9 protein-coding genes are annotated in these 22376 nt (G+C 43.5%); all 9 read right to left on the bottom strand.

Going from position 1 to position 22376, the window contains the following annotated elements; genetic code table 11:
• Nucleotides 1-186 (bottom strand): DUF1153 domain-containing protein (locus HGP28_RS18435; protein ID WP_168837190.1); only part of this gene is annotated, 186 nt, incomplete at its 3' end.
• Between the two features lie 216 nt (nt 187-402).
• Nucleotides 403-1437, bottom strand: a complete 1035-nt coding sequence (locus HGP28_RS18430) for a hypothetical protein (protein ID WP_168837915.1) — start codon at nt 1435-1437, stop codon at nt 403-405.
• 613 nt (nt 1438-2050) lie between these two features.
• Entirely contained in the window at nt 2051-2635 is a 585-nt protein-coding gene (locus HGP28_RS18425) for a hypothetical protein (RefSeq protein WP_168837914.1), read from the bottom strand.
• Nucleotides 2636-2648: 13 nt separating this feature from the next.
• Nucleotides 2649-3029, bottom strand: a complete 381-nt coding sequence (locus HGP28_RS18420) for a hypothetical protein (protein ID WP_168837913.1) — start codon at nt 3027-3029, stop codon at nt 2649-2651.
• 102 nt (nt 3030-3131) lie between these two features.
• On the bottom strand, nt 3132-8126 hold the full coding sequence (locus HGP28_RS18415; RefSeq protein ID WP_168837912.1) for an Eco57I restriction-modification methylase domain-containing protein: 4995 nt from the start codon (nt 8124-8126) through the stop codon (nt 3132-3134).
• Nucleotide 8127: 1 nt separating this feature from the next.
• A complete protein-coding gene (locus tag HGP28_RS18410; RefSeq protein WP_246225781.1) occupies nt 8128-11004 on the bottom strand; it encodes a DEAD/DEAH box helicase in 2877 nt (958 codons plus the stop codon).
• Nucleotides 11005-11131: 127 nt separating this feature from the next.
• On the bottom strand, nt 11132-17374 hold the full coding sequence (locus HGP28_RS18405; RefSeq protein WP_211092064.1) for a DEAD/DEAH box helicase: 6243 nt from the start codon (nt 17372-17374) through the stop codon (nt 11132-11134).
• Nucleotides 17375-17533: 159 nt separating this feature from the next.
• A complete protein-coding gene (locus HGP28_RS18400; protein WP_168837910.1) occupies nt 17534-20857 on the bottom strand; it encodes an STY4851/ECs_5259 family protein in 3324 nt (1107 codons plus the stop codon).
• Between the two features lie 164 nt (nt 20858-21021).
• Nucleotides 21022-22155: a CRISPR-associated ring nuclease Csm6 gene (csm6, locus tag HGP28_RS18395; RefSeq protein WP_168837909.1), complete on the bottom strand. Its 1134-nt coding sequence runs from the start codon at nt 22153-22155 to the stop codon at nt 21022-21024.
• Nucleotides 22156-22376: the final 221 nt, after the last annotated feature.

The following is a 22376-nucleotide window of genomic DNA, read 5'->3' as shown; positions in this document are numbered from 1 at the left end:
ATCCTTTGGATTTGCTTTAAGCGCGTTCTCCATTCCACCCAATGCATCATCAACCCACCGTTCAACTTCTGCGGGCGTCAAATCATAAGTTCTTGCCGCTTCTTTAGCCGTTGTTTTGCCTTTGATGATCTCTTTGACGAGCTCGGCTTTACGCTTTGCCGTCCAACGTTTTACTTCTGGTTCCATAGTACTAATGACTCCTTTTAGGGTGACACAATATCATGTCCAACTCTTCTCTGGGTCATTACATCAGAATATATTGACGCCATGCAATCACTGCCGTCACTAACTAACGGTATTAGCAAGATCTAGATGGTTATTTTAGTTGACTTTTTTTCATTTAGAATAAATCATCAGATTGATTGGAGTCGCTAATTAAAGTCATTATTAATTATGTTGAAATCAAGTCATACCTAACCTTTTTAATAACTCATGCGTGAGTAAATTAAGCTTTTGATATGAAATCTCTTGTTCAGGCCTCATTTTCAAACCAAATAAATCTCTGAAAAATGAGCAGTGACTTTTGTATACTTTTAGCTCCTTTTCGATGATCGGTAGGTAAATTTTCAAAAGTGTGTTAACTTTGTCAGCTTGTTTTCTAGCTTCTAACAGCTGCTTTTCTGCTTCCGGCATATAGCTGATCAACTTGTCTGCTTCTTGAATTAACGTTTCTTTCTGTTCTTTTACTTTGTCAATCTTCTTGTAAGAGCTTTTAGTAGAAAAGAAGACCATCGGCGCGACTAAGATCCCACCAAGCACCCAAAAGCCGCCTGCCATACCTGCGCCCCCCGTTGCAAGTGAACCACCACCAAACCACGCTAACGTTGCGTTAGTGGCAGCAACACCGGATAACGAAGATATTGCTGTACCTGTAGAGGCAGAACCAATCAAAGAAACCAGCCCCCACGCGCCAAGTGCGGTTGTGCCGCCAACCAGACCACCAAAGCCGACGTTGAGCGAAGTATTAAAACCTGAGTTGAACCGTTTAAATTGACTCAACGTTTGTGTTTGGACTGAGCGTACAGTCGATTTTGACTTAAGTATCTTTTCTACTGGTTTAAGTGAGGTCTTTAATCGACTTAGATCCGCTCCAATAGAAGATAGAGTTTCGTTAGTAGATCGTTCAATGGTTTTTATGCGGTTAAAAGCAGGCTTATAAATTGCTTCGTACATGTCAGCGTAATGCTTGTTGTGCACTTCCAGCATAAATGAGCCACCGAGAGAAACCATGGCTCCCATCACTTTCCCTACATTCTTTAACACTGATCTTTTATTTACCGCAGGTATAAAGAACTCTAAATCTTCATAAACATCTTCAAAAGCCTGAAACGACTCTTCAGAAATTTCACGAATTGTTTTACTACTGCAATCAACAGTATTTTTATACGCTAAAATAGAGTTGTTAGTGCGCTTATATTCTTTAACAAACTTACTCATTAAATTTAACTTTTACCGCTTTATATAAAGCCGTTAACGAATAACGAACGATTTAATGTAATAAAAGACCTGAACCGCTCTTACATTGATGATATTATCAAATAGATCGGATAATAGGCTTTCATAAGCTTACAAAGTCATTGCTAAGGTGGTGTATCGAGGACTCAAAATCCAACAAAAAACCAGAGAACTAGGACTCTGGCTTTCGCGGATTATATTAGAAGTCACTAATTGCAACCAACTTATATTTTTATTATTTATTGCTTAAAAGAGCGCTCAAACTCAGTCCACACCATTTCGTTGTCTCATTCACGATCGTACTTGTCGAATGGGGCGATTTATTCAATCGTGCAGCTCTGCTAGGCTGCTTGTCTTCCACAAGCCAATCCCCCCGCCGAGTTCGTTAGGTGTTTACTACTATGTGCAGTTTAATAATGCTCAGTTAACTCAAATGAGCGCCCTAGATAAGGGCAAACCTCACAAGCTTCGCACCCTAAACAGTTAGTGAAAACATTATCATCACAGGTGTTAATGATTTCTTTGATCTCTTCGTCGCTTAGAGGTTCTGAGAAAATTGGCTCGAACATCGTTATTAAAGGCCCCCATAACCCAACTATCGAACGCGGCGATGTGGCTTCACATACACAATAGAGCCATTTTTCAGACGACGATAATGACCAGATACAAACTGCAGACCGCTCAAATTATCACTATGATCATAAAAGCTTCGTGTATACGTTGGCGTATATCTATCTTGCTTTAATAACCTACTTTGCTGAGTTTCCACGTGCTCATAGATAGGTAATGAATCAATAAGAGCTTTAGTTTCAGTTGAAATAAACTCAGGCCATTGAATCAATAGCTCTTCATCCGAATCAGATATACCGCTTTTCAAATCGAAAAAATCTGGCCATTTGATTAGAAAAGGCTCACCACCTCCCTTTTCTAGATTTTCATGTTGGAAATAGTTAGGCCAAATAATTCGGCGATCATCTTCATTCCGAACAATGCTGTCAGAAAAATAATTCGGCCATTGAATACATAACTCATTCGACTCATCATCGCTCTGTTCTTCGTATTCAAAGAAGCTTGGCCAATGGATACAAAGTTCAGCATCGGTCGATATCGAAGTCAGTTCATTAGTAATAAACTCAGGCCATACGATACAAAATTCATTGGTTTCGTCGTAGTAATGCATAAAAACCTAAAGGTTATGAACGTGATTTATTCATTGCGGCAATATTAACCAATAATTTCACCTCTTCTGTAAATAAATCAGAGAGAAAGAACTTATTAAGAGCATCACACAAAGATTCCTTATCACGACATATAATATCACTACGAGTAAAAGCACCGGACATTTTCTTATCATCAATTGTTAATTTTAATGGGTAGATAGATATAGGAAATCTAATAGTTATACACTCAGCCTTATAATCTTTCACATGCTTACTTCTCAAATAGGTATATATTATAAATTCCTTACTAGAACTCGTAAATGAACCAATACTAATTTCAGCTAATCCTTTGGTCGCTTCACCGAAGGTGGAAAGTGCGTGTGTTAAAATATCTTCAGGGTGCTGTAAGCTCATTGCTTCCTCATGCAATCATTAAACGTCCACAAAAAACCAGAGCACTCAGGCTCTGGTTTTTTGTGGATTATATTACAACCAACTTATATTTTATGTGATTTACTACTTAAAGCGCCTTTCAAATTCGGCCCACACCACATCGTAGTCGCGTTCACGGTCGCACTTGTCAAATGGGGCAACGTATTCGATTGTACGCTCTACTGGGCCGCCTGGTTGAGTGTCATCCAGATAGGTTTTGTAAACCTTACCGGATTTGAGTTCGCGGATATCTTCCCAACCCAATTGCACGTTAGTGTCTGTTAGCGGTTCGTCTTCTGAGCCCAAACCTTGGACACGATTATCATACACACCGTTTTCAATCGTGGTGGTAAACCCGTTTTTCTTGTTGAACTTACGGTCTAAACCTACTCCGACCAAGCCTTTTGATGCGGTAAACACAATACGTCCGGTTTGGTCATACCAGGTATCGGCCTCGTACTGGCGCATTACTGGGAACTGAACACGGTAGATGGTTTTCAGCTCCTCCAAGGTCATACCCAGAGCCATTGCAACCAGCACATCTATTTCGACCAATGCTTGACGACGAGCGTAATCGGTGCGTAGCGCACAGTCACGATGCCATTCTGGCGTTAGGTTTTTGAAGAAGCTGTTTTGAAGACGGGAATCCTCTTTTGCCCAAGTTTCATTTCCAAACTGCGTTTTAAAACATTCACCCCACAACTCTTGATACGCTGTTGTTAAAGACACTAACGCCAAAGCGCGAGCATGAATAGCTACTCGATAAGTATCATTGGAGAGCACCGGAAGCTGATTGATCAACGTTGTATTAGCATGCCCCATTCCCGTACTTTTAACTCTATAATCAATGGGAACAGATAATGTCATCCCGAAGTAATCTAACAAGTCGGCATAGCGTTTAAACACGGTACCCAAGCAAGTGTTAATGTGTCCAACACCTTTTGGGATAATCGTTGCAATCATAGTTCGTTCAGAAGAAGGCCCTATCATTTCACGATTCACGAAACGATAATAATCCGTCACCGGACGAGGCTCTGGCTTCTCTGCGGGATTCGCCCCATTTTCCTGCCAAGCCGCTAAATCCGCCTCATCAATCCAAGGTACTTTTGGGGTACGACGCAGATATTCTTCGGCATCACACACTGGTACATAGTTGGTACGTGGGAGGTAGTTTTCAGGAATACTTTGCAAATCAACCGTGTCGTAGTGCCCCTTTTCCGTACAAATTGCTCTTGGCGTTTTATAGATTGGCGTACCTACGTAGAAATGTGGTCCTGATAACACCAAACTACTTACTTGGTCTGAATGACAAGTATCACGCTTTATTGTTCCGTCTTTTTGGGAGTTCACTTCGTTCCAGTGTTGAGTGGAAACAAAACTTTTTCCTATACTGGATAGTTTTTTCGGCTGACTGGCAAATTTTTCTAAAACGGTCAGTAATTGGGTTGAATGTAAAGCAGGCAATCTGGCTTCAAGTGAAGGGGTTCCTTCTTCGTCATAAAGTTGAGAAAACAACTTTAGTGTATCTTGATCAATAATTAATAAGCGATTTTTATGCCCACTTTCATCCCAGTTCCCCTCATCATTCTTAATTCCTCCTACCATTCCTGAGCCATTATGGTGGATTGATAAATCTAATGTTTTTGGTAAAAACAGGTTAGACACGTTGATAAAATCGACACTGTCATTCTTTCTGGATGTAAATATGTTTACGCTATACTTATTTCGGTGACCTATTGGAAATAGCATATGTTGATTTTGAAATTGAGCATGTAGCCGCAATCGTTTATAAATCTCAGTTCTCAATTTACCACCTTTGGGATCGTCATATACACCTTCCGGATGCAACAATCCCACTGTGCCATTTTTACTACCAATGGACCAAGATAGAGGTAAAAAACATTTATATAGATTCGCTTTACTACCCTTAAGCTCAGGATAGTTCGCCAAACCATTGAGGAAATTTTGCGTAGCTGATGCTTCTTCATATTCTGAGAAATAGGCTTGTTCCAAAGCAGGCATACTCAGCAGCGTTTCTTCACGTAGCGTATTCAACTTGGATGCAGAGAACTTACGCAGCACAAATTGCGGCTCATAGTCACCCATGATGCCGCCTTCTTGCCATTCCACTTTCAACCAAGGCGGATTACCGAGGATCAGATCAAAACCGCCGTTGTCAGTGAAAATGTCAGCAAACTCCAGCTCCCAATGGAAGAATTTATAGCGCGCTGCTAATTCATCTACTTTACGCAAGCGTGGGAACACATCATACAGGAAGTCCTTATTGACTACCCCACCACGGCTGGTTGAAAACAGGTATTGAGTTTGTTGACTGCCTTCAGAGAACATCGCCATTTGACCTGAACTTTCCTCGGTGACTACGGTTTCTGTCACCGTGTAGCCTTCCAGCACCTGTTCGATTTCACCCAGGTATTCCGCGCGGCTAGGCAGATCATTTGCGTTGTCGATTGGCCAGAACCATAGGGCACACCAGTAGTCCATCACCATTTTCAGACGCGGATAAACAGCCGAGCCTTCATGCTGAGACTTTTTCAGCAATACATCTTTGCTGTGAGTTGAGCTTAACTGCTCTGAGTGTTCAGACTCTGGCCACACTTTTAGGCTATCTGTGACAATGTCACGCTCTTTTCGACGTTGCGCGGTGTGCTCTTTCCACAATTCATCGATTTTGTTTGAGATACGCAGCAGTTGGGCTTTTTCATCTGGCGTGAACGACTTGACGAACTCTTTACGCCAATTGGTGATGGTTTTGATTTCACTCTCTTTGAGCGATTTCACCACTTTATCGCTGTAGTCCGCCATGCCGTTGTCTGGCAGCAAGTAGTGGTACACCTCTTGGTCTTTACGCGAATCGCTGTGACCTAAACGTTTTGGCTCAATGTTTAGCCAACTTGGGTCTTTGGCTTTTTTGTAAGCAAGATCGCCGGTTGAGAACACCTGACGGCGCGCACCAATCAGCGAGTTACCGTTATAAAGCTGATAACCAAACCAAGGCACAAACGCTTCATCACTGATGGCATTCAACCACAGTGACACTTCGGCCAGTTCTACTGCAATCGGGTTTAAATCGACGCCGTAGACGTTGTTGTCGGCAATGAACATCTTCACGCGTTGCAGTTCACGAGTGTATTGCTCTTGCGGAATGCGTTTGTCTTCAGCAAGCTGTTTCAGTTCAAGGTATTTTTCAGCAAGTTGGTTGATCGCTTCGTTCAAGAACGCTGCGCTACCCATTGCTGGCTCACACACTTTCAAAGTAAGGATCGTGTCTGCTTTTTCACTTGCACTTTCAAGCGGTTCAATCTGCTCTTTGTACAGCTCTTTGAGGGCATATTTCACCAAAGATTGGGTGAGCACTTCTGGCGTGTAGTAAGAGGCCGATTTTTCACGGTCACGCCCCGCCATGCGGTAGATAAAGCTGCCGCGTTGGTGGCATTTCAGTGAGCCGTCTTTGTTGAAGACTTTTTCACCTTCTTTGTAGTCCACAAGCTGCTCCGCAGTGACAAAGTAGCCCGTTTCCAGCTCATTGACTTCTTCTTTTTCTTTCTTCACTTCGTACAAGTCGGTCTTAGCGAAGAAGCCACGATAAGAAAGCAGCGCCTCATACACCGCACCTAATTGGTTAATACCAAGCTGTGCATAAGAGATACGGCCACGGCGCTTGTTTTTACCTTTACCTGGGCGGCTTAACGACATCAACTCAATAATGCGTTGCAGGGTTTCGTTGCGGAAGATCACACGGCCCAAATACGGCATGCGTTCATCATCAAACAAGTGGCTTTCCAGTTTACGGATACTGAAGCTGTGTACTAGCGAAGCATGGCTGCTTTCTGCGAACAGATCTTCATCGCGCTCGCCTTTCTTTTTGTCACGAGATGAGGCTTTCTTGCCACTGAAGCCGTTCGATACCAATCGGAATAGCATTTGTAAGCTGTCATGAATGTAGCGACCATTGCGTGACTCTTCGGTGGTGAGATCCACCATTTCAAGCTCACGCAAGGCTTCAAGACTGTACCCTTTCAGATAGGTTTCCGAATCTGTCGGCGCATATTGCAGCTCTGGGCGGGCTTCAATGTAAAACAAGAAAAGCATGCGGTACATGTAGCGCAAACATTCCAAGCTCAACTGATTCGGGTCAATGTTACTTTTACCTTCGTAGGTAAAGCCCTTTTCAATCAGCTGGTTGGCAGCTTCATCACCCAGTAATTCAATCGATTCACGCAGCGCGAATTTGAGATCTTCAGACACGGCAAAAGCATGCTTGTGCGAGCTTTCATCGAGATTATCCAGCAGGTTTTGACCTTGCTCTGGGCAAATCGAATCTTTGTGCAGTAATGCTGCAGTGGCTTTTAGGGTATCGGCTTCTTTTCGGCTAAGAATTTCTTCAATGTCAAAACGCAGCAGGCGGTTTTGCGCCCACTTAGTGCGATCAAGCAGCAAGCACTGACGGTTGCCCAGCAGAAGCACCCAGCGAGGAGGTTCTTGGGCACTGAACACCTTCTTCGATACCAAGTCTTGCCATGTCAGCGGTTCGCCCTGTGCGTTTTGCTTGAGTGCCTTTTGGCTTTCTTCGTTGACCGCTTCTAACTGACTTTCCAACAGCGGCAATGAGAGTGGATCAGCATCGTCGCCGGATGTGTCATGCGCTTCCACAATCCACAGTAATGGTTGTCCTTGTGTGTCTTGATAGGCGGATAACACTGGTAGCTCCGCGCCGTCAATCAATACAGTTGTTGGCTGCAGTGCGTAGCCAAGTGCTTGCATGATTGGCGTCCAGCGACTGCGCTGATTCGCCAGACGTTTGCTTTCACCCTTTACCGCTTTGTGCTGGTTTAGCTCACGGAAGTATTCACCGGAATAACTGCGCAGCGTATCAAATGGCGTGCGGTAGCCTTTTGTAGGGTTGCCGCCTTTTTCACGATCAGCTCGCTCTGCTTCTCTGGCTTCGTTTTCTTTGTTTTGCCAGCCTTCCAGTACGCCGCGAATATCGCCAACAAAGATCTCACTGAGGTAGTGGTGAGAGTAAAAGTCGTTTTCGTTTGTAATTCCAACCAGTGCCATATTAGTAACCCTCAGCGCCTGTTATTACTGCCACCAGCTGAATGTATGGTGTTTTTTCTGTTGTCATGGTGTCTTCAATCCAGTGCAGGTATTCATTGAACACTTGGTCAATTTCCCGTTCACGTTGTGCTTTGCGGTTTTGCACTAAGGTTTCGGCCTGCTTACTCTCACCAAAGTCGAGTTCGAGCTGACGCATTTGCTTGCCTCGCAACGCTTCTAGCTTTTCCATTTGCTCGGACAGTTTCTTATCGAGCTCACGTTCAACATCGTCTCGAATGGACTGTAAGTACGGTAACGCTGCATCTATTGCACGACCCAATAATTGCTCTTGGCGCTCGTGACCACGCTCTCCACCTTTGTTCGATAGCGCACTAATGTGGAAAGGATGCTTTTCAACAAAGTCTTCAAACCGCTCTATGCCTGTCAGTTCACCTTCTTCAAAACTCACGACTAACCACGGGTTAACCACTGGGTGAGATTTACGATTGGGGAACAAGCCGGACAAAATATAATGATCTTCGTACGCATCAAACTGGGCTGGCATACGTAAAACCGGTGCTTGATGACGACCAAAGGCACTCATCATTTTGTCACCGAGCCACTGTACAACAGGGTTGATTGGCCACAAATATTGAATACCCGGCCATGCAGTTTGCTCTCCGCGGCAGCGCACAATCTCGTGATTAATCACGTTTAAATCATTGCTTAAACGCAAGGTGTATTTATTTTCTTCCGTTGGCTGAATTTCAGGCGGCAGGAATTTGAAGCGTTGGCGCAAATCTTTCGGCGCAAACAGCGATAGCACTCCAGAGTCGTCAGTTTCTGAAATAATATGTTGCCCTTGATGCTTAAGATACTTCAGTGCTTGCTGACAATATTCCAAGTCATCATTGAACAAGCCCACCATCTCTTTCGCTTCTGATTGATCTTCACTGATTGGAGACTCATCAAAGAAACCGGCAAAAATATCGTCTTCATCACTCTCAATATTTGAGTCATAGAAATTTTCTAGGAATGACGCAGTATCAAAACTGCTGTCGTCATTCATCATGACGTCTTCAACTTGCGCTTCCTCTTCTTCCTGCGAGTAAGAACGGGTGAACTCTGAGCTGTCACCGATGTTTTTCTGCGCTTGGTCATCTTTCTCAATCAACACTTCCAAAACTCGCATATCACCACGAATGCGCTCATTGTCACTTTGAGTCAGTAAGTAGCGGATCTGTGGTTGATGCGTTTGACCATAACGGTCAATACGACCATTACGTTGTTGGAAGACCATCAATGACCATGGCACATCAAAGTGGACCATTTTGTGGCTGAGATGGTGTAAGTTGACACCTTCAGATGCGACATCCGAGCAAACCAGCAAACGCAGTTTTGAACTCTCTTTGCCGAAATCTTCGACCACTTGCATGATATCGGTATCAGACATACCACCATGAAGCTGCGCAATCGCACCATCGCTTATTTTTAGGTCTTCTTTTAAGTTGTTATACAGAAAATCTAACGTTTTTAGGCTTTCAGTAAAGATGACCAGGCGGTCATCGCCCTGAGATTTTTTCCATTTAAGATCGTGAGAAATGGTATTGAGTAAAGATTGGTACTTGCTGAAACTCTGCTTATCAATATGGCGTAAAGCGGATGCTAGCGATTCCAACTCGCTAATATCATCATAAAAATCAGGATCATTTTTCTTTTCCAGATTTCGAATACGATTTTCAACTGTCGACAAACACGCCATTGGGCTAGAGAACAGTGCTTTTTCCAACGTCACTTTAAACAGGCGGCTGCTTTTTCTGCCGCTGTCCATGCTCTTGAGCGAGGCCGCGACCAGTCGACGATAGACTTCTTCTTCTTGTGGGCTCGCATTCGCATAGATTGATTGAATGTTGCGCTCAGGAAATTCGCCTTTCATCTGATCTTTTACGTCTTTTTTGAAACGTCGAACAATCAGGTTTTTGTCTTTAAAATCGTCATAGCTGTATTCGCTTGGATTCGCGATTGCTGTAGCGTCCAGCATATTCATCAAGCTGGCAAAGCTCTCTGCCTTACCATCGTGTGGTGTTGCAGACAACATGACTAGGGTATCACTGCGACGAGAAAGCAGTTTAGCAAGCTTACTACGTTGTGAATGCGAACCACGCTCTGCGACGTTGTGCGCTTCATCGATTACGATGATGTCCCAGTAAGCTTGCTCCAAATAATGACGGTATTCCACATCTTGCTTAAGCGTATCAATTGAAATGATTGCTTTGTCATAGTAGTGGAACGGATTGTGGTTGGTTGGAATTCGGTTACGCACTTTTTGCAAGCCCGCCGAATCCAAGCGAGTCAATGGGATAGAAAAACGGCTCCAAAACTCTTTTTGGAACTGGGTCAGCATCGATTTCACTGCCAAAACAAGGATACGCTTGCCCTTGCCACGACGGATCAGTTCAGACACTAAGATCCCTGCCTCAAGGGTTTTACCTAAACCCACGGAGTCGGCGATCAGAATACGATGTCGAGGTTGTTGCAACACCATTTTTGTTGGGTCTAACTGAAATGGCAGCGGATCCATCGCAGCTTTGTGCCCCATGTGGACTGTTTCATCCGTTGGCACTCGGCTGCGCAACATACTTTCAATATAAAGCTTGGATGCGCTGTAGCTTGGAGAATCGTCTTCCACAAGTTTGGTGTTTTTTGGGTCTAGCACCTCCACATCACCTTCCAGCGATGTTAAGAAACGACCTTCTTTACCACGAACCAGTTCTGAGATCCCCTCGCAAGTGATGAGGTGTCCGCCATCGGAACTGTGATCGACTTTTTGAATAACCCATTCCGCATCACGGATGACAATTCGCATTCCGGGCGCATAGTGTGTATTTGTTTGTGACATGATGTTCTCTGCTCAGCAAAATCGATAGCATCGATATTTTGCTGCATATATTAGGGGAGTTTAAGCAAGGCCTCCATGACGAAAACCCTGCTTTATACCTAAGCGATCAAAATCTGCTCTGATTACTTTATTTAAATCCAACAATCATATAGCTAGACATAGTTTCAGGTGCGACCAAATCGTATTTCATTGCGGCCAGCTTTTGCGCCTGTCGCTCCTCTTCATCAAAGAAGTCGAAGCTGCTGTAGCCATCCACGCGCCAAAAGCCTAAACCGTAATCGAACAAAACGTATGCCGTTGTTCCATCCTCAAATTCAATCTCTAGTTCACGTCCATGCCCGACTTCACCATAACCACCAGCAAAGAAGCTGATCTCACCTTCCCAGCTTTGCCCCAAGTAGCCATCATTTAGCAAAATGCGAAGTACATTTTCTCGTGCTATGTTGTCATTCCAATCTTGGAAAATTCTCTGAGAATAGCTCTCTTGCGTTTCAAGGCTATTTGCAGACACCAACAATGAAGCATTTGTACAATCAGCGTACTCATTAATTTTGGTGATGATTTCGCCAATCAGTCTTACCGTTACAGGGCTTTTTAGGAAACGGTCGTTGTAGCTAACTCGCTTCACCTTAGTACCCGCCCTAACTGTATTGACAATATCAGGATGATGCTTGCTCAATACTGACCAAAATCTTTCGCCAAAGCTATCAATCGAACCATCAAACTCCGTGGTAAATGTGATGCGTACATCCGTAGCAGGGTTCATTGGTTGCAAGGCTTCAAGCTGCACTGATTCGCCAACATTTGCTAACGCACATTCCACCTGATTTGCTGAGACAACCACACCGTCAGATACGCGTCCCCATGCTCCTGATAATGAGGTATCAACGTTAGGTGCCGCCGCCCACTCGATAAAGGTTGAGCCTTTGTCTAGCCAAGCGATTCGTTTACCATCCTTTGCAGACAAATACTTCTCATCAACGATGCGAATGTCCACTGCCGCGCCTGGTAGCATTTGTAGACCTGCCAGCTGAGATTTCACCGAGCTGTCAAGTTGTTCCATGTCTTCCTTGGTCAACATAAGTTGCACGTTACCGTCATTATTGGCGGCATATCGGATCATATCTTCAAAAAGGGGCCAGCGATCCAGTTGCCATTCTGCCGCATTCCCAGATAAAAGAACGCCACAACGAAGTACATTGCCTTTTGATAACTCCAAGCGAAGTCTATCGGTCATTGAAAGAGTCTCAAAAACGCTGTTTTCACCAAGGTATTTTAGGTGCGAGCCTAGCTCCAAGCGATTCACCATTTCAAAACTTACCCATCGCGACGCTTCAGTATGATCGAGCTTATCGATAAAGAATTGCGTATCGTAGCTTAACAAACAGTTGTGGCACGCCTTGTCACACTTACAATCCAATACATCACGTGCTTTTTCAAATACGGCTTTCCAACAATCTACCAGTTGTACCGCGTAACCAGCGCCCCCTGCCGATTTATCAAAGATAAACAAAGAGTATGTAAATTCTTCACGCTCATCTTGTGCTTGTTGAACCGATAGCCCCAGCTCTGACGTTTCAATCCCTAGGTGACGGGCTAAGCCTTCACGTAACGCAACAACGAGTGACCAAGCTTCAGTGTCATTGCTAATGGAAATACCATCCATATCCTTGAGCTGGATTTCGATCACGTCTGTCTGAGCGCTATATCCAAGCTGTAGGTCTGTAATGACACTGCCGTGACAAAGCTTGGCTTCTCTACCATCACCATCGTTGGTTGCTTTACCACCACGCAAACGGTAATGCGTATTCTCTAGTTCTGGATTGATGAGTGAACGTGGCTTTCTCCCTTCTTGAGATTGAGATTCCGTTCGACCGCAGCTAAGGCAAACTGAATACCCCAAATCACACTCACCGTTCGAGTAGTGATAAATCTCACCTTTATTGCTAAAACGGTAACGGCCCATACTTGGATCCGGTAGAGGTAGCCACTGCGATACTGGTAACAGCACCCTTGGCTGCTTGAACGGCATCTGTTTTGGCTGATTCACGTCGTTATGTGATTGATAACGAATATCCGTGGCAAATCCTATTGGTTGTAAGTAGCGATTGATGTCATCTTGTTTTAGCTTTGAACCACAGTGTGTACATACTCTTGGCATGGTTTGCTGAGTAGCACCTGCACCACAAGACGAACAATGCCAGAAGAACGGCAGATGCTGAGAATCTCCCTTAAGCTCCTGCCCACTAGCCAAGACTTTGCCTAGCATAACCCCTGCACTACGATACACCTTTCCGCCCAATACAACATCGGCTCCAGGGGCATATTCTCTTAGTGCTGTTGGCAAGTCACGACTTGGCATTGATGCAAAGTTGCGCGAGCTTTTTCGCTCTTTTTCTGGTGCAGCGATCGCTTTAGCATCGTTCTCTGAGATCTTCTTAAAGTTCAGATCTTCAATGGTTTGATAATTGAAGTTAACGACACCGACAGGGAAACCATGCCCCGGTAAAAACGCTTTGCTTGCAAGTGATGAGAATAAATATTCCCCGCGGAAATCACGTAGCTGGAACAACACCGCTTTGCCTGCGGGTGAGTTTTGCCAGTTTTTATCCTCATTTTTTAGTAACTCAATGTTATCCAACATAATTTGAAGCTGATCGAGCCACCGCTCTTGAACAAACTCAATAGATGAAATCACTTTTATAAGCAATGCGTTTGTCGACAAATGGGCAATGGCCGTACCTTTGGCAATGCGCTCAGCTCCTTTTGCCCAATCACTTGAGTTGCCTTCTTGAGCCAGATCTTTTAGCCATAAAACGAATTTTTCACACTGGCTGACGTCGCCTTCAAAGAACCATTCACAGTTCAGTTTGGTGGCATCATTCGATTTTTGGTGTAAGAAACTCCCCAACGCGAATGCATTAATATGACGCAGTGCTATCGCTTCACTTTCCAAACGAACTTGTGGTGGCTGACACGTCACGACAAACGGCCACAGTGTATTTTCGAACACTTCCATACCATGAGCAGTGTTTTTGCATAGTGTCACCGCTGCCGCCGCTGTTTCTCCACGACGACCAGCACGACCAGCACGCTGTAAATAGTTAGCAGGTGCAGGCGGAACGTTATTCATAGCAACAATAGACATGCCACCAATATCTACCCCCATTTCCATCGTGGTAGAACAGTTTAGAACATTGACTTTGCCTTCTTTAAACAGAGCTTCATTCGATTTGTTTACTTCTGAGCTTTGTTGCGCTGAGTGTTCTTCTAATCGGTACCATGACTCTTTCGCTGCAATCCTGTCGCTTCGGTTTGGCCACATGTTTTGCTGACGCGCTTCTAATACCACTGGGTTGCTTTCTAGCCACGCTAATCGTTCTGCTTTAGGGATCGTTGAGTCATCTTCATTGCGCCAATGCTTGTTCGGAATAGCAGGCATTTCAACTTGTGTTGCTTTGAAGACGTCACGGATGTCTTTGTTTGGCAAATAAGGTGAATAACCACGAAGCGTCACATCCAGTGCTTTTCTCGTATAAGGACAAATCCACACTTTCTTCGGCGTAGCAAACACCACCTGCTCTTTGAGGTTGAGTTGATAACCAGATTCAAGTGAATGCAACATAGGCTTGATCGCTTCCCACGCTGAGACCATCAAATGATTAACGCTCTCTCGCCAAAAAGCCTCTTCCGGAATGATCTGAGGAAAAGCCGCCACCAACAGTTTGATGATGCGGTTATGTTGTTTTTTTCTAAACTTTGGCCACAGCAAATCACGGCGTTGTTCAGCAAAATCAACCGCTGGACCACGAAGAATCTTTCTAGGGAAGCGCGCCCCCATCCATCGCTGGTAATGCTCGTTATCAAAGAATACCGCGCTGTTTTCACGAAGATAGAAATCCAGAATGATCTTTAAGAAGTTTCGCCATTCGGCTACTTGACTATCAGTATCCGTTAGCAGGTGCTTCCACTCACTCGGGACTGTAATTATTTTCTCAAGTGCAGGGTATTGAACAGAGACCAGTCCGAGACTTTCCAATGACCACGTTTTCTTAGGGCGACGACCGAACTCTGTATACAAACAGAAATCAGCGTACTGCTCTTTATCAAGATTTAGGCCTGACAATTTGTTTAGGCGACCGCGCATCGTGTCAAAATCAGAACGGCTATTTGCCAATTGTTGAGCCATTTGTTTCCAGCTCAGCAATACACCTGAGTTCTTAGCTGTCCCTTTTAGCGCTTGCTGGAAAGACTCAACGTACTCCGGTTTCCCCCACATCGGTAACATTGAGGGAATCGATTCCAACATCGTCCTTTCATTTGCTGGCACTTCTTCTCCGGAAAGAAACTTTCTGATGATCGCCGCTGTCATGGCTGTCATTGGATGCCCATCAAGCTCTTTACAAAGCGGCTCAAATTCTACAGAAAAATCGACGCCCGCATCACCTGTCGACGTTTCCGCCAACTCATGATAAGTCAGTGTTCTTAGCGTATTTCGGTCTGCGTCTTGCTGAAGTCTCGCAGAGATTCGTGCCGTTCCTTGGCGAGAGTCGGTAAACGTCAAAAGGCGCTTACCTTGACTCGGACCCATACGTTGATCTTTCTCTTGGGGTGCAGGAGAAAAATCGAGCATAGTTGGGATCATGTCGCCCAAGAAGAATGGTGCACCAAGTCGTGCGTAACGGAACAATCCACCGCTTTTAGTTTCTTTCTCGCCACAGCACCCACATCGGAAATGACTGCGAGTTTCTCCATCATCTGCTGACTGAAGCGGCCTCAATAAACCAATGTTGATGGCGTTTCCTTCTTTGGGTGAAAGCAGGCCAAGATTTTCACGTCCAATTCCCAGTTTAAAAGGTTCCCCACCTTCACCGAGCATGCGCTCAAATCCAGTGCCACCAATTTCTTCATCAGCATCACTTTCAGGTTGCTCGATATCTAACACAAACTCATCTTCATCAAAATCCAATATGCGGGGACGTAGATAAGTATTGCCTTGATGTAACTTTTCCTCACACGCCAAATAGGATGTGCCACATCCTTGACAGCTTACAAGCTCAAAGACTGGTGCGCCGCATTCACAGTTGTGCTTGAGATTGGTGAATACTTTGCCAAAGCTCCAATCGTCAGACTGTAAGGTCTCATGTTTGTGAGAACAACTTTGGTTACTACATGCCCATAAGCCTGAAGTTGTTCGCAAATACGCGTGCATACGTAGCGGTGTAAATGCTTCACCATTCATGGCATAAGTCATGAGATCAAGTACAGTTAGAACCTGCTGCTTGGTAATAGATGAATCAACCGATTTAGCAACACGATGTAATGTTGAAAGCTGGTAAGCAGGCATTGGCGTTAAATTAAACTGCTCTAATACCCTCAAGTCATTAGAAAAAACCTGTCGCAATAATCGGGGTAGCGTGTAGTTGCCTAACGTGGAATACAACTCTTCTCTAGTAAGCGCTTTAAGACGTCCAACATGCTCAAATGGGAATTCCAAATTAGCGATCTCGATTGCAGGTAGCTTTGGAATGTCACGATAGCCACGGACAATTTTCACCTTTTGTTCTACTTCAGCATCTTCTACACCCGCAAGAGCGGCAAGATACTTCGCAAGTGTTTTATTTCCTTCAGCCGTGTCTTCACCAATAGTTGCCGATGTAGCAATAACTTGAACTGGATAATCTGTTCCAGGCCCTACGCCATATGCTTGCATTACGCGACGTAGCAATAAGGCGAGTTCAGCCGCCTGCGAACCAACATAAGTATGAGCTTCATCCAGAACGATATATTTGAGCATACCTTTTGACTGCTCGATCAGTTGTTGATCTTCTTTACGGACCAACATGTATTCAAGCATCGTCGCGTTGGTTACAAGAATCGAAGGCGGATATTGCCAAAGTTCTTCTCGACTCAGAACCTGTTCGGGATGATCTAATTGTTGCTCTTTAACCTTAGAACGGTAACGTTCTGTTTCACCGTTGTACAAAGCAAAGCGAATATCTCCTCTAAACTCTTTTGTCCATTTAGAGAGTCGCTCTTGTTGGCTGTTGATCAGGGCGTTTAATGGATACAGGAATAAAGCCTGAGTACCGATAAGCTTACCCTTCCGAGCTTTTTGTTGGCGAACAAGGTCTTCCAGAATCGGAACCATAAAACATTCGGTTTTACCAGAACCCGTGCCGCTGCTGACCAAGGTCGATTTACCTTCTTCCAAAATAGAACGCCAAGCTGTCAATTGGTGTTTGAATGGAGCCTCTATCCCTTTGAGAACATCGACCAAATGCTCTGAAAGTAATGAGCCTTTGAGCGAGTTCATCGTTTCATCTGCTTGCTGCCAAGGGAACATTGCCTCAAAAACAGGATCAGCCATTAGAGCGCTTTCAGAACCCGGCGCAGACGACAGTACATTACGCAAAAACGAGGTCAGAGCTTTACTCTTAAAAGCATATTGACTAACAACTGAACGCTCTGAACGTTTCTGCAGTTGTTCTAGTAGAGGTGCGAATTCTAAATGCCTATTCTGCGTCATCTATTTCACCAAATTATTCTGAAAAAAATTAAAAATTGGACCAAAATGCTCAGGAGCTTGTTGGTAGGCCAAGTTAAACAATGTGTTTAGTTTTATATATTTCTTAGCTTCATCAGCCCGTAATAACGTGAAAGCAGCAGAGAGCATCACGTGATTCAGAAGATTGGATACTTCTATCGAATACTGGCGAGTCGCCCAATAGGTATCTACCGATTTGGACAGTTCCTTATTTGTACTCAATGCTTTTATGTAAACGTCTCTAGCATAACCATCAATTCGAGCAAGGTTGTCGACAAGTCGAATAAGATCTTGAATAGCAGCTTTGACTTGCTCCTGCGTTGCGTCCTCCACTAATTCGATTGGCTGACCGATTCCTTTTGATAAGTGTTTAAGAACAATATTGACACCTGTTCTGATGCGCCAATCTCGATGAGCCAATGTTCGCAAAGGAATTTGCATCATCGCTAACATGCCAACAAACATATTTGGATCGTTTTTAGTATCTAAAACCAACTTTTCTGCTGCGGCTTTCCAGTCTTCTAGCGAAATACAGCCCCAACTGAAACCGAGTTGATTCTCTAAGCCATATATTTGCTCATAGTTACCGGTAAACGTAGAAATAAACAGGAGATTTATCAGCTGTTTGTTGTTCTTTTTAAGTTGATTACATATCGAAAATGTCTTGGCATCAAATCGCCCCATACCAACCAGATTTTTGAGTAATTCATACCAACTAACAGACGAAAATGAACTTAAGTCTTCAGCAAGAAGTTCTGTAGCGGCGTCATCACTATATATTGAGCGCGATACTAAACTTTCTTCGCTTTCGTTCTCAATGTTGTTTACGATAGCTTGATTGGAAACAACAACACCATCTCTTTCACAATAGAGTAGCCAAGCACCTTGTTTTCCAGCTAAGTTATAAAGTTCAACCCCGCCATACTCCGAAAAGGTTAGCTGTATAACTTCCTGATCTAATGATGACAAATTCAAGGCAAACACTGAAACATCATCGTCGAGATTCTGCATTGACTCAGGCGTCAAACTGATACCACTGCTATGACAGGACAAAATAAATGAATATCGACAGATTGAAAGTGTACTTTCCTTGGTCCCCGCAGAATAAGCGCGCAAGTTTATGACTTCATCCGTTTCAGCCGCTGATAGTAGACTTTGAACGGGTCGCAGCATGCATGCTAACGACAGCTCTTTTGTCCCCTCACTACTAGTCCCCAGCATTGGAAACTTGATCTTGAGTAAGTTAGCCCCGTTTGAAGGAGATTGGAGGTCTGATAACATTTTTTCAGCCTCAACCCAATACTTTTCATCCTGACCGTCAATTTCAATGCCTTCTGCTCTTATACCAAAAAGATGGCCAATCGAAACTAAGTCGCTAAGATTCTTATCAAAACTAACAAATCGACTGCCTTTAGCTGGGAATGGGATCAAAAGCTCCACCGGTTCAACATCAGGCCAGCTAAGTTTGAGTTTAAGGGGCTGTTTATACTGAGACTTCGACAAAACCTCTAGGCGAATATCATTCTCTGAAAAATCAGAATGGGATTTATAGAACTCCCCCTCATGAAGATCTTCAAGCTTAGCGTCTTTAAATCCTACGAATCGAACTACTCCAGAAACCTCACTTTTTGGTAGCAAAGATACATTGGCGTTTTCAGGCAAAATTACACAGCGAGAACTGTAACGAACGACACCATCGATCACTTGTCTAATTTCTACTTTTCCTAGAGGCTTTCTTTCTGAAAAAGGAATCCACTCGGCTTGACCAGGTCTCAAGCGACGCCAGACAAAAGACCCCGTATTGACACGTTGATATTCTGTCCCCATAACTTGAAATATAATGGGCTCACCAACAAATATTGGATACTTACTGAAAATATTCTTAAAAGCGTTTCGCCCAAAAACAAAATGAGGCACTTCATCTTCGACTTGCCCAGTCTTGATACTACAGCGAACGCCATCTTCAAGCGTAACTATGTAATCACCACGGACCTGCGTCAAAAATCTTTCACAGTTATCAATTAATTCAGGAATACCAAAATCACCATCACTGTCCAAGGTAATAAAACTGTTAGACAGCGGCATAGCTAAAAATACAATCGGAGACTTCGCAGATAGGCTTCCGCTACCGATCAATCGTAGCTTTGTCATATCTTCATCAAGCGGCTCCAAGACCCAAGGAAGGTCACCAGATAACGCCTCGCCACCAACTGGTACATAAGATCCTAACTCTGTACCACCATCAAATAGTTGAAAGCTAAACTCACTTAGTGAATATCGCCCACTAATAATCTCATTAGCTGCTGCGTATTTTTCAACACTCCAGATGTCTTCATCGTGCTTTGACAGTAAAGCTAGCGTTTTGGCTTCGTCTGAATATGAGCATGCTAGAACCAATCTAGTCGCCTTGCTGTTTGGATTAAGGTTGAAGTGATTTTCTAAAACTTTAGTTTTTATTTGCAAGGGTAACTTGAACGTTGTCTCACAAAACCAAGTGTCATCTTCTTTGATCCACTCTCGCTGGATCCTAAGAGACGAGCGAACGTGCGATGTCGAAGATGAGTCGCTTGAAAATACGGCTTTAGCTAGCTTTTCTGCATCAACTTCACTCAACACCACAGGAAGTTGCTTGTACCAGTTTTTGTCGTAAGCTTTAATTTTGCTAACAACATCAGACCGTGACACATCAACTTGACAAGCTAATTCATTAAGCGTTCGACAAAACTCACCTGCTAAATTAAATACAACATCATTACGAAGAGATACTGGTAGAAACTCTTCACAACTAGCAGCCAGCTCATATACATCAATATTCCTCTGAGTATTTTGGCGAATAGCTGTTAACACTTTGCGGAAATATGTTACTAGCGTCCCTTCATTTGATGAGATCATTTTAAGAGGAAGTCCACCTTCCAACACTAGCGTTAATAAATAAGCAGGTTTGTTGCCTTTAATTCGTAGTGGTCTTTTCCAAAACTTCAATCCACTTTCAGTCAAATAAGTAAGAGTGCTGCTTTTTAAATTCGGCCAGCTTAAAGCTTCCGTGATGTCAGACCATTTTACGTGTCCTGTGAAATGATTGCGACGAACCCACTCGGAACAAAATAAACAGAATGCTTCATGCACATAAAGAGGAGCACGTTTCCCACGCCCCATTGATTTACCATGGCTTGAGAGTTGTGTTTTCAACAGTTCGAACTGCTCATCACTACATCGGTATCGATAGAGAGGTAGGCCATTAGGAAGTGAATGACCTTTGATAGCAAAGATGCTGTGCAATATCGAGTACAACTCATTTCGATACATTTTATTTGCCCATTTAAATTAATATCTATTATTAAGATTAAGAAGATTTAGATAGTGCCTAAAATAGTTTTTAAATGTCTAAATAAGCTTAAAAACGATATTATAAGCGACGGAAATACAAAAGTATTAGCATATGAATCATGACAACAGGCACGATTACCATTTTACTGCTTACTATTCCATTGGATTTGACATTCATCGTTTGATAACGCAACCCAGTAACGCTGTTCACCCTGTTCTGACTCTGAGCGAATCAACATTTTATTAGCCGTTTGAGATGGCAGTTGATTCCTAAGCTTACGATTAATGTTTGAGCAAATAGGTTGCAGAAATTCACGTTCCATACCAATTAAGGTGTCAAACTTCCCCTCTCTAAAATCTTCTGGCGTAGTCTTAAAGGTATTATAAATTCGTGGATCAGTAGCAAAACCACTGTAAGTATTTAAAAAACTAATAGTATGCTCTAAGTTCTGTTCAAAATAGCGCTCAATTAAAAGCCCACTCAGGCCTTTATTATAGAGCCAAAGGTAAAAAGCCATCTCTTTTGCGGTTAGGTTGATGTCGATGCCCAAGGTCGAGATTAACTTGGCAGAAGTATCGATGACGACACTTAACCGTTGCTTATCACCCACATTCAGCATACCAACGGTTTGGCTAAATGAGAGGTTAGCGAGCGATGCCATTAAGCTAGGTTCAATAGAGGTTCGCATGCGGACAAATGGGATTTCAGCCAAAGTTACTTGCGCCAGGCTTACATCAATTTCTCCTTGTCCGTATTTACCCGTTACCCACTTCGGTGATTTTGTAGGATACCAAAAATCTCGAACAAACTCGTATTGATCATCTACGAAAACATGACTAACTGTGTCTTGCTCGCGGCCAAACATCGACATGGCGTAGCCAAAATAAAAGGCCATTGTTTTTCGCCCCCCCGCTAACGAGGCATGAATACTCACGTTCTTATCCTGCGTCAGCTCATACACTTTACGCGTGATAAAGTTTGCCATTGAAGTTTGGTCTTCTATCGACTTCGCATCATCAATGAATTGACCATGTTCATCTTCGATCAACCAGATATGGCTTTGATCAAATTTGAAATTTGGTAATTGATATTCATCCTTAAGATCATTTAAGTGACCATCTCGAAATAGTCCGTTCGTGAGTATTTTTAAACTACTTAGAGTCGTTATCACGTACACTTCATCTGGAAAGGGGCGTCCACTTTGATGTAATGCGTATAGTGTTTCTGTCAAAACTTGCGGGCTCGTGCCAGTTATCGATAGAAGAATTTTTTTCATAAATTATTCTTAAAACCGTTTTGACATATTTTATCCTGAATCATGTACATCAACCACGTCTCAGATCATATTTATCTGTACTTTGTTCGATAAAAATCTTTACGCTGCATCTAAACGTGAAATAATCGCTTCCAATGGCAATCCTTTATCTGTAATAGCCCCCAATTAAAACGGACACTCATTAGTTAAGCGATAGGCTTAGACCTATCTTTAAGGAGTGC

This window comes from Vibrio agarilyticus (assembly GCF_012641465.1).
In the GTDB taxonomy this organism is placed as follows: Bacteria; Pseudomonadota; Gammaproteobacteria; order Enterobacterales; family Vibrionaceae; genus Vibrio; species Vibrio agarilyticus.
The sequence above is the reverse complement of the archived record's forward strand: the minus strand, read 5'-3'. Positions and strand labels throughout refer to the sequence as shown.